Origin of the sequence: Pseudomonas sp. SG-MS2 (genome assembly GCF_009933855.1) — a bacterium.
In the GTDB taxonomy this organism is placed as follows: domain Bacteria; phylum Pseudomonadota; class Gammaproteobacteria; order Pseudomonadales; family Pseudomonadaceae; genus Aquipseudomonas; species Aquipseudomonas putida_E.
Genome location: NZ_MOMO01000018.1, coordinates 1 through 12,656, shown reverse-complemented (window position 1 = coordinate 12,656; position 12,656 = coordinate 1). Strand labels below are relative to the sequence as shown.

The window sequence follows — 12,656 nt, the reverse complement described above, 5'->3', positions numbered from 1 at the left end:
CGGGGTACTTGTGGGCCGGTGCAGACAGTATCAATTCTGCGTCAGAACACCCCGCGCCCAGGGCCGGTAGCGCAGGGCAAACACCGCCTCGGCATGGCATCCGCCGGTCAGATTCGGTTGCGCAGCCTGCGCCTTGAAAGCCTGCCCCGGCCCACTCACCTGGCGAAATGCTTCACGCACCACGCCCACGCGGCAAGGCAAGGCCTGTTCATAGCTTTGGCGCACCAGCGCCGGCAGCCGCCCGGTGCCAGCGCCGTCCTGCCACCAGACGCTCACGCCCAGGCCTGCGAGCTGGTCCAGCCAGGCGCCGTTGACCCGCGGCGCCAGCTTGCCGGCACTGAAGGCACTGATATGCAGCGGTTTGTCCAACTGCCGGCTGAACGCCTGCAACTGGCTGTACAGCGCCTGGCGACGGGCCGCGTCGCGAAAGTGCAGGTCGTCCAGTTCCATTGGCAGGTACCAGCCAGCCACCTCTATTTGCCAGTGCTGGCGCACCTGTCGGTGCTGGCTCAGGGATCTCCCCAGCTGGGCTTTCCAGTAGCTGCTCAGCCCATCACCGTCGAGTGCCTCGATGCGCTGATAATAGGCCGGGTCCATGTACAGCCCGAGTACCAGCTGCAGGCCTTGGGCATGCGCCTCGCGCAGGCTGTTGGCCAGCCAGCCTTGGGCACCACCGAAATCGCTGTCGCCATAGGCGCTCCACTGCACGATCACGATCTTGCCGCCCTGGGCCACGGTGGTACGCCACAGTTGCTGCCATTGGGCGGGGCTGACGCTGGCGTCGCGGTTCAGCGGTTGATAGAACAGGCGCTGGTCGGCCACAGCCGGCAGGCTCAACGCAAACAGGCAGATGGCCAGAAAGGTACGCATCAGAAGTTCATCTCCGCGCCGACCAGCACACCATTGGCGCGCTGGTAAAGGTTGCCACCCAACGACTGCTGATACTCGGCGCGTACTTTCAACGAGCCGCGGTAGGCGTTGTAGCGGTCATCGTCGAACCACCATTGCCAGCGCACGCCCACGCCGGCGCGGGCATCCTGGCGCCAGTCGTTGCTGGGGTCCTGGCTGGAAAACTCGAAGAAGCCATAGGGCATCAGGGTTTGCGGCGAAGTGCCGGGCAATTTCCAGGCATGGCCCTGCTGGTAACGGGACAGCCAGGCATGGTCACCGGCACGGGTCCACCAGGCAGCGTCGAGGTAGAGGAAACGCTCGTTCCAGTCGTCCTCGTCTACCCGCCAGTCGTTGCGCCAGTCGCCTTGGTCGAGAAACGAGGCAGTGGCGCGCAGCAGCAGGTCGTTGCTCGACTCGGCGTTGTGGCGCAGGTCACCCCAGTTTCCACCGACCTTGGCCGGGCTGAGCAGCTCACCCAGGCTCAGGCCGCTGTAGTGCTCGGTGTCGATCTGCCGTTGGTGGTAGAGCTCGGCGTACAGGTTGAGGTTGGCCTGGCCTATCGGTTTGTAACGCAGGCCGACACCGGTGCCCATGCTTTGCGCGTAGTCGCTACGGCTTTGCCCGCCGAACAGCACGCGGCCGTAAACCGACAGCGTGCTGCCATTGCGGCTGGGCTCTTCGCCCAAGGCATGGTCCCACATGGCCAGTTGCACGTTCTGCGACTGTGCCCGGCGCGAGCTGCCGCTGCGCACGCCGTCGTCGAGGAACCTGTCGTTGGTCGAGATGCCGGCTGGCGACCAGGTGCTGGCCAGTGTCACGGTGTCACGCCGCGCCAAGGTTTCGTGGGCGCGCCGCTGGCGGTATTTACGGGCATCGAGGCTGCCGTATTCATCATCGCCGTCGACAAGGTCCTGCTCCACATCGATCACCCGGCGCAGCTCGCGGCGCGCCGAGGCACTGTTTTCGGCTTCGTCGTAGCGCACGGCCAGGGTTTCGCCGAGGCGGTAGTCCTCGGGGAAATCGCGGGTGGCGCGCTGCAGATACGGGATCGCCTGGCGGCGGTCGGTCTTGTCTGGCGAGCTGGCCAGGCGCATGCCGTAGTCGGCGCGATAGCGTGGCTGGTTGGGGGCCAGGCGCACCGCTTCGGCCAGCCAGGCAGTGCTCTGGGCGCTGTCGCCGGCCTGTTGTGCGGTGTTGGCGGCTGCGTAGTAGTGGTCGGCGCGCGGGTTGTGTGCCAGTGCCTGGCGCTGAAAGCCAAGGGCGGCCTGCAGGTCACCCTGGCGCTGGGCGATGGCGGTGCCCAGTGCCCAGTCATCAGCGCGGGTGTGCGCAGCGGCGTCCCAGTAGCGGCGGGCGGCTTGCGGGTCGCCCGCGTTCAGCGCGCCGGCGGCGGCGGTCAGGCGGGCGTTGTCGTTCCAGGCGCTGTCCGGCAGGCTGCGCCAGATGGGCAGGGCTGCGGTAGAGTCACCTGCAGCTTCCAGGGCATAGGCCAGTGACAGGCGGTTGCCACTGTCGCCCAGGCGCTCGGCGGCCTGGTAATAGACCACCGCTTCACCCGGCTGTTCAGGCATGGCGCAGCGCCCCAGTGCACGGTATTGCCCGGCTTCGCTGGGGCTTGCCGGTACGGCCTGGCGCACGGTGTCGCATTGCCCGGCCTCGGCCAAGCGGCCGAGCAGTTGGGCACGGCTATTGGCATCCACCTGGGGGATCAGGCTGAGCATTCTGCGGCTGTCCAGCTGGCCGTCCTGGCGAGCATAAAGATTGCCCAGGCGCTGCAGCAGTGAGGGTGTCAGCCGTCCTTGACGCCGGTCGTAGGCCTGTTCCAACAAGGTTCGGGCGCGCTCGTCGTGGCCTTGGCGCACCAGCAGGAAGGTCGCTTGCTCAAGTGCGGCCAGCTCGCCCGTGCGCCGGTAACGGTGCTCCCACCCGGCGGCGGTGCGCGGTTGTGGCGGCGCTGCCGGGTCGCCGTAAAGGCGCTGCTTGAGTATTGCGTAGGCGCGTGGTTCGGCGCCTGCAGAGCAGTCCTTGAACTGTTCTCGGGCAATGTTCGGGTCGTGCCGTGAAAGCCAGTCGACCGTCTCCAGGCAGGGCCGCTGCAGCTCGTTGCTCAGGCGCCTGAGCAACGGCGCATCGTTGCCCTCGCGGGCCAGCTCCCAGAGCTGCTGGCGCTGTTCGGGCTGTTGCAACTGCTCGGTGGGCAGCGTTTGCAGCCAGCGCTGGGCCTGCTTGCTGTAGCCCATTGCGATGGCGCGGTTGGCCATGGCCAGCCGGGTCTGGGTGGCCATCTCGGGGGAAGGCGCGCTTTGCAGCAATCGGGTCAGGCCTTTTTCATCGACCTGCTGGACGTAGGCGTTGGCCAGGCGCTGCCAGGCATCCACCGGCAATTGCCCCTTGTCGGCCAGAGGCTGCAGCTGATCGATGGTGGCGTTCCAGTTGCGCAGTTGTTCGGCGAAATTGGCCCTGGCCAGGCGCAGCACCTGGCCATCGCCGCGTGGTGGCAATTGGTTCAGCCAGTCCAGGGCCCTGCCGGCGCCGCCGAATTTGGCCAGGCTCAGGCTGTAGGCCTGCCACAGGCGTACCCGGTGTGCGCCGTCAGCTGTGGCCAACCAGCCCTCCACTTGGCTGGCCGCGGGTGGGTCCTGCTCGATCCAGGTCAGGCGCAGTTCAAGCAGGGCGCCGGCATGCTCCGTGCCGCTGCCAAGCTGCTCGGCCAGTGCTTCTGCTTCCTTGTAGCGGCGCTGGTGGGCCAGGGCCTCGACCAGCAGCGCGCGCGCTTCGTCGTTGTTCGGCACCCGCCCGAGTACATGGCGGGTCAGGCGCTCGACTTCGGCCCAATTGTCCTTTTTTGCTTCGCGGTAACCGCGCTCCATGAACGGGTAGCTGGTGAACCGCTGGAAATCGGTCATGGGCGCGGCCAGGGCAGGCAGGGCGGTGGTGCACAACAACAGGCCGGTGAGTGTGAGGGTAACGCGCGGCTTCATGCCACCTCCCTGATCAGGTCAAAGGCGGCCTGCTGTTCGCTGGCCTGTTCTTCGAGCGCCTGTTGCAACACGAGCTCGGTGATGATGCCGCGCGCGATCAGGTGTTCGCCAAGGCTCTGCCGCTCGGGATCAAAATCGATCAGGGCCTGGTTGAACAGGGTCACCGGGACCATGCCGCGCACCTGCAGCAACGCACCGAGCATGACCTGGTGGATACTCACCTGCTCGATCAGTTCGGCGTTGTCCTGGTGCCGTTCGAGCACGTCGAGCATCTGCCGGGTCTGGTCTGTCTGCCAGGGGCTGGGGTAGTGGTAGCGCAGGCCCAGGGTCACCCGGCCTTGGGGTGCCAGGCGGCAGCTTACCGGGCGTTTGAGCTGGCGGCTGATCACCCCCAGCGAGACCTGGCTGACCGGGCTCTCGCTGGCCAGCACCAGCGTATTGCCGTCTTCGGCCACCGGCAGCACGCCGTAGTGCGTAGCCAGCCGGCGCGGCAGCAGGGCGATCAGTTGCGGGTCGAGTTTGAACGGGTTGAGCGGTGCCCATGGCAGGTCGAGTTGCTCGGCCAGGGTCTGCACCAGCTGTTCGCTGGTCAGCCAGCCACGCAGCAGCAGCTCGCGGCCCAGGCGCCGCCGCACCGGGCTGGTGATGGCCTGTTCGAGCTGCGCTTCGCTGATGTAGCCTTTGGCGACAAGGCGGTGGCCCAGCGGAGTGCGGGCCGGTGAGGCGATGGCGGGGAACTCGTGGGTGGTCTTGTCCCAGGCCACCCGGCGTGAATCGCCCATCTCCATCACTTGGCGCAGGGCGCGCAGGTTGGCAAAGAAGTTGACGAAGTTGCTCCACATCATCCGGGGGGCCGACAGCAGCCCCTCGCCGATGCCGTAATAGCGGGTGACGAACCAGCCGCGCTGGAACAGGCGGTTGATCAGCATCAGGCCGTTGAGCCAGAGCAGTGTGGTCAGCAGTTGGCTGTCGCTGAGGATCGACATGAAGCGCCAGGACTGCGGCGCAATCACCGTAACCAGCCACATGGCCAGCAGCACCAGCAGCAACAGGTTGACCAAAAAGCCCAGCAGGTAGGCGAACAGGCCCCGGCGGTCCCGCCAGAGGAAGTAGTTGAGCGCACCTGTTCGGCTCCAGCCCAGGTTGCTGGTGCCCTGGAACACGATGCCGACGATCCACCGGGACTTTTGCCGGATGGCATGCTGCCAGTCACGCGGGAAGTGCTCGCGCACGCAGATCACCTGGGCGAACTCGCGGCTCATGCCGGGGCGCCACTCGTGCTTGAGGGCCAGTGCAGGGTCGGTGACCGAGTAGCGGGCAAATATGCACTTCATGCCTTTTTGCTTCAGGCGAAAGCCGATGTCGTAATCCTCGGTCAGGCTCTGCACGTCGAAGGCGATGCCGTCACCGTCTTCGAGCAGGGCGCTGATGGCGCGGCGGCTGAAACAGGTGCCGACACCGGCACTGGGCACCTGGCCGGTCAGCGCTTCGCGGACGATGACGTCCTTGCCGTGGTTCTCGGCGAACTCGTCCACGTAGTGCCCGGCGGTGAAGCCTTTCCACTCCGGCGCATAGGGGTACACCGGGATCTGGATCATGTCCTTGGCGGGCAGCAGGTAGTTGAACAGCCTCAGCTCCATGGGCGAGATAACGTCCTCGGCGTCATGCAGGATGAAGCCTGCGAACTCGATACGTGCGTCGTCCTGGAAGCGCAGGATGGCATCGATGATGTTGTTCAGGCAGTCAGCCTTGCTGGTGGGGCCGGGGCGGGCGCAGACCACCTTGTGCACGTTGGGGTAGTGCAGGCACACGGCATCGACGTCAGCCTGGGTTTGCGGGTCGTTGGGGTAGGTGCCGACAAAGATCTGGTAGTTTTCGTAGTCGATGGTCGAGGCCGCCAGGCGCGCCATTTCACCCACCACGCCCACTTCGTTCCAGGCCGGGACCATGATCGCCAGGGGTTTTTCCGGCACCTCGAACAGACGCTTCTCGTCGGCCCTGGCGTACTTGTCATAGATACGCAAATGGCGGAACAGCTTGCGGCACCAGTAGCACAGGTCGATGAACAGGTCGTCCAAGCCGAGCAGGAACATCAGTGCGGCGAGGATGATCGCCAGGATCTTGAGGCCAAACAGTACGTAAGTAACGAAATCGATGAAAGCCAGGCTCATGCGTCATCCCGTTTGGTTACGCTTTCCTCGAACCAGCGGCTCAGGCGCTCGGCGATGATTTCGCTGGCGTGGCCGTCACCGAAGGGGGTGAATACGCGGGCCATGCGCGCGTAGGCTTGGCCATCGTCCAGCAATTGGCTGGTTTCCTTGACGATGCGCTCGGTCTGTGTGCCGACCAGCTTCACCGTGCCGCCTTCGAGCACCGACGGCCGTTCGGTGACCTTGCGCAGCACCAGCACCGGCTTACCCAGTGCCGGGGCTTCTTCCTGGATGCCACCGGAGTCGGTGAGGATGATGTGGGCGCGGTTCATCAGCCATACGAAGTGCTGATAGTCCTGCGGGGCTATCAGGTGGATGTTGTCACGCCCCGAGAGCAGGCCGTAGACCGCTTTCTGCACTTGCGGGTTGAGGTGAACGGGGTAGACGAACTGCACATCGGGGTAGCGCAGTGCCAGTTCGGCCAGGGCCAGGCAGATACGTTCGAAACCGGCGCCGAAATTTTCCCGACGATGGCCGGTGATCAACACCATGCGCTGATCGTCGTGCAGTTTGTGCAGGGGGGAGTCGGCGGCGGGCTGCCACGCGGTTTCCATCAGGTATTCGCGCATCCACAGCAGGGCGTCGATGACGGTGTTGCCGGTGACCTCGATCTGTTCCAGCGGCACGCCTTCGCGCAGCAGGTTGTCGCGGGCCTTGGTGGTGGGCGCAAAGTGCAGGTCGGCGATCACCCCGGTCAGGCGCCGGTTGGCTTCCTCAGGCCAGGGTTGCTGCAGGTTGCCGGTGCGCAGCCCGGCCTCGACGTGGCCGATGGGGATGTGCCGGTGGAAGGCGGCAAGGCCGGCGATGAAGCTGGTGGTGGTGTCGCCATGGACCAGCACGATCTCTGGCCTGACCCGTTCATAGGCCTTGTCGATCGAGTCCAGCAGGTCACGGGCAAGGCCGTTCAGGGTCTGATTCTGAGTCATTACCTTCAGGTCCTGATCGACGCTCAGGCCAAAGGCGGTCAGCACTTGTTCAAGCATCTCGCGGTGCTGGCCGGTGGAACAGATGTGCAGGTCGATGTCGGGCCACTCACGCAGGACCCTGGCCAGTGGGGCCATCTTGATCGCTTCTGGGCGGGTACCGAATACCATCATGACGGTGTTGGCCATCGTGTTGTTCCTCGTACGATTCCCTGGACGAAGGTGTACGACCTCGCGCCACTTGCAATGGGTAGATACAAGCAGTCAGGTGCCGGGTTGTCCAATGCACGGTTGTGCGTGGCCGGGCCAGGTATTCAGGCTTTTGCTTGCCAGCGGCTTCTAGTAACGTGGTAGGCCTTTTCGACAGGGAGCTGAAGATGCAAGGCAAGGCACGCAAGATCGTCCAGGCCATCCTCTACGAAGCCATCGCCGTGGCCTGTGTGGCGCCGGCACTGGAACTGGCGTTCGGTGCCGGCATGGCCCAGTCGACCGTGCTGTCAGTGTTGATGTCGGGCATTGCGATGAGCTGGAACATGGGCTTCAACTGGGCTTTCGAGCGCTGGGAGGCGCGCCAGCACCAGCGTGAACGTACCTTCATGCGCCGGCTGCTGCATGCCTTGGGCTTCGAAGGCGGGCTGGTGGTGATCCTGCTGCCGCTGGTGGCGTACTGGCTGGATGTCAGCCTGTGGGCAGCGTTGCTCACCAACATGGCGTTGTTCGTGTTCTTCTTCGTCTATGCCTTCGTGTTCCAGTGGGGTTTCGACAAGGTGTTCGATGTGCCGCTCTCGGCACAGCAAGCCAAGTGTTGACACGCCAAGGTACAGCGGGATAAGTTCCCTCCCCATGAACACTTTCCCGCATGTGAACGCCATTATTATTACCGCCATTATCAGTTTGGCGGGCTAGCGCGTACGTGCACCGAACCCGCCCTGGAGGCGGGTTTCTACTCTTCGACTCCTGGGCAACGTGAAAACAGCCAAGGAGTTGCACCCGATGACCAGCCTCAACGTCAGCCCCCGTACCCCGCTTACCCCTCAGCAGCTGCTGTCGGAGCAGGTGCGGCGCATCTTGTCTGCGCCGGTGTACGACCTGGCCATCGAGACCCCACTGCAAGCGGCGCCGGCGTTGTCCGCCAGCCTGGGCAACCAGGTATTGCTCAAGCGCGAAGACCTGCAGCCCACGTTCTCGTTCAAGATCCGCGGTGCCTACACCCGGCTGGCGCGCCTGACCCCCGCTCAGCGCGAGCGTGGGGTGATCACCGCATCGGCAGGCAACCACGCCCAGGGTGTGGCGCTGGCGGCCTCCCATCTGGGCATCAAGGCGACCATCGTCATGCCGACCACCACGCCTTCGCTGAAAATCGAAGGTGTACGTTCGCGGGGTGGGCATGTGGTGCTGCACGGTGAAAGCTTCCCCCACGCCCTGGCCCATGCACTGACCCTGGCCGACAGCGAAGGCGCTACCTTCGTGCCACCTTACGATGACCCCGACGTGATCGCCGGGCAGGGCACGGTCGGCATGGAGATCCTCCGCCAGCAGCCGGGTGCGCTGGATGCCATCTTCGTGCCGGTCGGGGGCGGTGGCCTGGTGGCAGGGATCGCCGCGTACGTGAAGTACCTGCGCCCCGAGGTCAAGGTGATCGGTGTCGAGCCGGAAGACTCCAATTGCCTGCAGGCCGCCATGGTTGCGGGGGAGCGGGTTATCCTGCCGCAGGTAGGTACCTTCGCCGATGGCGTGGCGGTCGCCCAGGTCGGTGCGCACTGTTTTGAACTGTGCCGGCATTTCGTCGATGAGGTGGTGACCGTCAGCAGCGATGAGCTGTGTGCGGCAATCAAGGACATCTATGACGATACCCGTTCGATCACCGAGCCGTCCGGCGCGCTGGCGGTCGCTGGCATCAAGAAGTACGTGGCCCGCGAAGGCGCACGGGGGCAGACGCTGGTGGCGATCGACTCCGGTGCCAACGTCAACTTCGACCGCCTGCGCCATGTGGCCGAACGTGCCGAGCTGGGTGAGCAGCGCGAGGCGATCATTGCCGTGACCATCCCCGAGCAGCCAGGCAGCTTCCGGGCCTTCTGCCAGGCGCTGGGCAAGCGCCAGATCACCGAGTTCAACTATCGCTACTACCCCGGCAAGGAAGCGCGCCTGTTTGTCGGGGTGCAAACGCACCCGCTGCACGACCCCCGGGAGAAACTGCTGGCACACCTCGCCGAGCAGGGTTACAGCGTGCTCGACCTGACCGACAACGAGCTGGCCAAGCTGCATGTGCGCCATACCGTGGGTGGCCATGCGGCGCCGGGAGCCGATGAGCGGGTGCTGCGCTTCGAGTTCCCGGAGCGTCCGGGAGCGTTGTTGGGCTTCCTGGAGCGGCTGGGCAAGCGCTGGAACATCAGCCTGTTCCATTACCGCAACCACGGCGCGGCCGAAGCCCGGGTGTTTGCCGCGCTGGAGGTGCCCGAGGATGAGCAGGCAGGGCTGCCGCTGGCGCTGGATGAGATGGGCTATCGGTACTGGGATGAGACCGAGAATCCTGCTTACAAGCTGTTTCTTGGGTGATCGGGCGCTGTTGAGATCGAGCGCCGCGCGGGCCGCGCTCGATCGCAACAGCCCAGCAACATCCTGGCCATTGGCCGGCCCGCCTCGAGTGCTACCTCAGCGCTCGCGCATGAAGAACCCGGCCACAAACTTGCGGAATGTCTCCAGGCTCTTGAAATCGGCGTACCGCTTGAAATTCTCGGCATCCGGTTCCGGCCCGACCGGCTGCTCCAGCAGCGACACCGACAGCACGCGGTCCTGGTCGGAGGTCAGCACCAGTTCATCCATCACCTGGCCACCGATCACGGGCCTTCGCATCTGCACCTTGACCCCCTTGCTGGCCATCCAGTCGATCAACGACACCAAGGCCTTGAGCGGTTCACGCTCCTCGTCGCGGTAAACCGGGAACAGGTGAGCGCGCGACAACACTGGCACGCTGGCCACGTGGATCAGCTCGTAGAAGTGACTGCCTGCGCTGGTGGGCGAGTACAGGATCAGCGCCAGCAGCGGCCCTGACACCCGGCTGCCACCCCAGTACAGGTGATGCCCCTGAAAGTCGAAGCCATCCTCACTGCGGTTGTTGAACAGCTTGCGCCCCTTGATCTGCTCGACGCAGTCCAGCAACAGGCCATGGCGGCGATGGTTGCCGAACACGGTGGCTTCGCGCAGGCGGGCCTTGAGCATCATCATGTGCTTCATGTCCAGCCGGGTTTCAAGGTAGTTGCTGGCGGGCACGCGTTCGAGCAGGGGGTAACGGCTGGCGACACTGCGCAGCTCGGCAAACTGCGCGGTGAGGTCCTTTTTCAGGTGCGTGGCATACAGGTTCAGGCCGCTGGTTTCGATCCAGGTCAGCAGCAGCGAGAGCAGGCGCTGCTGCTCGCGGCGTTCGTTGCCATCCTGGGCAGCGCCACTGTTTTCGCTGGCCTTGCGAAAATCACCGAGCAGGCGCAGTGCAGTGTCAGGGGCCAGCCAGGCGGCGGGCGGGGCGGGGTCTTGCTCGCGTTCGGCGGCCTCACGCTCGTCTTTGCTGAACGGGCAGCCGGGTGCATGCTCGGCGGTGCCGGGGTTGTTCTTGAGAAACAGTGTGCCGGTGTTGCCATTGAGGGTGACATTGAGCACCGGCAGGGCGTCCTTGCGGCAATCGCAGGCCAGCCACTGGTTGGCGCTGCGCACCTTCATCAGTAGCTGGTTGGCCTGTAACAGGCCGGGGCCAATGAGAGTGCCTGTGGCGAATGCCTGCAGCAGTTCCTCTTCGGCCGGGGTCAGGCTACGTACCTGCGCGGCGGTTTTGTCGATGATTCGCATGAAGCAGCTCCAAGCTACGAGCCACAAGCTTCAGGCAAAGTCGCGCCGCTTTCAACCAGTCGCTTGGTTGCCTGCGAACAGTTTGGCGGCGCGGGCGCGGATTTCGTCGGGGCTGAGGTCTTCTTTGTGGGTAGAGACGAACCACATGTTGCCGAACGGGTCTTTCAACGTGCCGCTGCGGTCGCCGTAGAACTGGTCCTTTACCTCATGCAACGGGGTGGCCCCGGCGGCAATGGCCTGGGCGTAGACCTTGTCACAGTCCTCCACGTACAAGTGCAGGCCAATGGCGACACCGCTGAGTGACTGGCTGGAGGTCAGGCCGCCCGCCATGTCGCAAGGGTCGGCGAGCATCAGCGACGAATCGCCGATCTTCAGCTCTGCGTGCCCCACGCGGCCGTCCGGGCCTTCGAGGCGGAACATTTCGACCGCGCCGAAGGCTTGCTTGTAGAAGTCGATGGCCTTGGCGGCATCCTTGATGCCCAAATACGGGGTAATGCTGTGCTGGCCTTCGGGAATGGGGCGGGCTGCCATGTTCGACACTCCTCTGAAATGAATGCGAAAGGGGCAGGTTGCGCCCCTGTTGCATAAAGTCGGTCAGGCAGCTCGAAAATCGACAGCTCAGGTAGATCGTTTGTCTATAAGCAGGGCCCGTTCAGAAGATGTAATCGGTGGTGAGGAACGTCGACTGCCGATTACGGATGATCTCGCTGATCAGTTCCTTGTTGGCTTCCTGGAAGCGGGTCGCGACCAAGGTGCGTATCGAGAACACGCGCAGGGCGTCATGCACCGACAAGGTACCCTCGGCGCTGTTCTTGCGACCATTGAAGGGGTAGGTGTCCGGCCCGCGCTGGCACTGGGCATTGAGGTTGATACGGCCCACCTGGTTGGCAAAGATGTCGACCAGGCTGCCGATGGTCTTGGGGTCGTTGCCGAACAGGCTCAACTGCTGGCCGAAGTCGGAATCGAGCACGTAGTCGATCACCGTCTGCAGGTCGCGGTAGGGCACCACCGGTACCACGGGGCCGAATTGCTCTTCGTGGTACACCCGCATGTCACCGGTTACCGGGTAGAGCAGGGCAGGGTAGAAGAACGAACCGCGACTGTTCCCGCCACCCTCGTTGACCACCCGCGCGCCTTTGGCCGTGGCATCGGCCACCAGGGCGTCGAGGTAATCGACCTTGCCCTGTTCCGGTAGCGGCGTCAGGGCCACATCCGGCTCCCAGGGCATGCCAGGCTTGAGCGCGGCGAGCTTGCGCTGGAACTTGTCGAGAAACGGTTCGACCACGTCTTCATGGACGAACAGGATTTTCAGTGCGGTGCAACGCTGGCCGTTGAACGACAGCGCGCCGGTGACCGCTTCTTCGACCGCATTGTCCAGGTCTACCTGGGGCAGCACGATGCCGGGGTTTTTGGCATCGAGCCCTAGAGCGGCGCGCAGGCGGTGCGGGCGCGGATGGAGCTTTTTCAGGTCGCTGGCGGCCTTGTGCGTGCCAATGAAGGCGAACACGTCGACCTTGCCGCTGGCCATCAAGGCACTGACCGTTTCGCGGCCGCGGCCATAAATGACGTTGATCACCCCCGGCGGGAAGCTGTCACGGAACGCCTCGAGCAGCGGGCGAATCAACAGCACGCCGAATTTGGCCGGTTTGAACACCACGGTGTTGCCCATGATCAGCGCGGGGATCAACGTGGTGAAGGTTTCATTGAGCGGGTAGTTGTAAGGCCCCATGCACAAGGCCACGCCAAGCGGTGCGCGGCGGATCTGGCCGAGGGTGCCCTGTTCGAGTTCGAAGCGGCTGGAGCGGCGGTCG

9 protein-coding genes are annotated in these 12,656 nt (G+C 64.5%); 2 read left to right on the top strand and 7 right to left on the bottom strand.

From position 1 onward, the window contains the following. Positions 1–30: 30 nt before the first annotated feature. Genes BLX42_RS01305 through wecB form a run of 4 tightly spaced genes read right to left on the bottom strand, consistent with a single transcriptional unit; the run spans position 31 to position 7,194 of the window. Positions 31–870 (bottom strand): DUF4434 family protein, encoded by an 840-nt coding sequence (locus BLX42_RS01305; RefSeq protein ID WP_161870977.1) that lies wholly within the window; start codon positions 868–870, stop codon positions 31–33. Then, positions 870–3,872, bottom strand: a complete 3,003-nt coding sequence (locus BLX42_RS01300; RefSeq protein ID WP_161870976.1) for a phage receptor — start codon at positions 3,870–3,872, stop codon at positions 870–872. The genes BLX42_RS01305 and BLX42_RS01300 overlap by 1 nt, the downstream gene beginning before the upstream one ends. Continuing rightward, entirely contained in the window at positions 3,869–6,043 is a 2,175-nt protein-coding gene (gene nrfB, locus BLX42_RS01295) for a cyclic di-3',5'-guanylate-activated glycosyltransferase NrfB (RefSeq protein ID WP_046785976.1), read from the bottom strand. The genes BLX42_RS01300 and nrfB overlap by 4 nt, the downstream gene beginning before the upstream one ends. Beyond that, entirely contained in the window at positions 6,040–7,194 is a 1,155-nt protein-coding gene (gene wecB / locus BLX42_RS01290) for a non-hydrolyzing UDP-N-acetylglucosamine 2-epimerase (protein ID WP_125923713.1), read from the bottom strand. The genes nrfB and wecB overlap by 4 nt, the downstream gene beginning before the upstream one ends. Before the next feature lie 188 nt (positions 7,195–7,382). Here wecB and BLX42_RS01285 point away from each other — a divergent pair, with 188 nt between their 5' ends. Beyond that, the gene (locus tag BLX42_RS01285; protein WP_115274604.1) at positions 7,383–7,814 is read left to right on the top strand and encodes a PACE efflux transporter; all 432 of its coding nucleotides are present in this window, start codon (positions 7,383–7,385) and stop codon (positions 7,812–7,814) included. A gap of 184 nt (positions 7,815–7,998) precedes the next feature. Next, positions 7,999–9,561, top strand: coding sequence for a threonine ammonia-lyase, biosynthetic (gene ilvA, locus BLX42_RS01280; RefSeq protein WP_080952106.1), 1,563 nt, complete (start codon positions 7,999–8,001; stop codon positions 9,559–9,561). A gap of 96 nt (positions 9,562–9,657) precedes the next feature. Here ilvA and BLX42_RS01275 read toward each other — a convergent pair whose 3' ends face one another. The 3 genes from BLX42_RS01275 to BLX42_RS01265 form a co-directional block, all read right to left on the bottom strand. Further along, the gene (locus tag BLX42_RS01275) at positions 9,658–10,845 is read right to left on the bottom strand and encodes a hypothetical protein (protein ID WP_161870975.1); all 1,188 of its coding nucleotides are present in this window, start codon (positions 10,843–10,845) and stop codon (positions 9,658–9,660) included. Positions 10,846–10,896: 51 nt separating this feature from the next. Further along, positions 10,897–11,376: a VOC family protein gene (locus BLX42_RS01270; RefSeq protein WP_046785979.1), complete on the bottom strand. Its 480-nt coding sequence runs from the start codon at positions 11,374–11,376 to the stop codon at positions 10,897–10,899. Positions 11,377–11,497: 121 nt separating this feature from the next. Beyond that, the coding region (locus tag BLX42_RS01265) for an aldehyde dehydrogenase family protein (protein ID WP_161870974.1) at positions 11,498–12,656 on the bottom strand (1,159 nt) is incomplete at its 5' end.

What these genes read in the sequence shown, in the direction of transcription:
- BLX42_RS01285 (WP_115274604.1), top strand. Translation starts at nt 7,383, where the DNA reads ATGCAAGGCAAGGCACGCAAGATCGTCCAGGCCATCCTCTACGAAGCC.
- BLX42_RS01275 (WP_161870975.1), bottom strand. Translation starts at nt 10,845, where the DNA reads ATGCGAATCATCGACAAAACCGCCGCGCAGGTACGTAGCCTGACCCCG.
- BLX42_RS01300 (WP_161870976.1), bottom strand. Translation starts at nt 3,872, where the DNA reads ATGAAGCCGCGCGTTACCCTCACACTCACCGGCCTGTTGTTGTGCACC.
- BLX42_RS01305 (WP_161870977.1), bottom strand. Translation starts at nt 870, where the DNA reads ATGCGTACCTTTCTGGCCATCTGCCTGTTTGCGTTGAGCCTGCCGGCT.
- ilvA (WP_080952106.1), top strand. Translation starts at nt 7,999, where the DNA reads ATGACCAGCCTCAACGTCAGCCCCCGTACCCCGCTTACCCCTCAGCAG.
- BLX42_RS01270 (WP_046785979.1), bottom strand. Translation starts at nt 11,376, where the DNA reads ATGGCAGCCCGCCCCATTCCCGAAGGCCAGCACAGCATTACCCCGTAT.
- wecB (WP_125923713.1), bottom strand. Translation starts at nt 7,194, where the DNA reads ATGGCCAACACCGTCATGATGGTATTCGGTACCCGCCCAGAAGCGATC.
- nrfB (WP_046785976.1), bottom strand. Translation starts at nt 6,043, where the DNA reads ATGAGCCTGGCTTTCATCGATTTCGTTACTTACGTACTGTTTGGCCTC.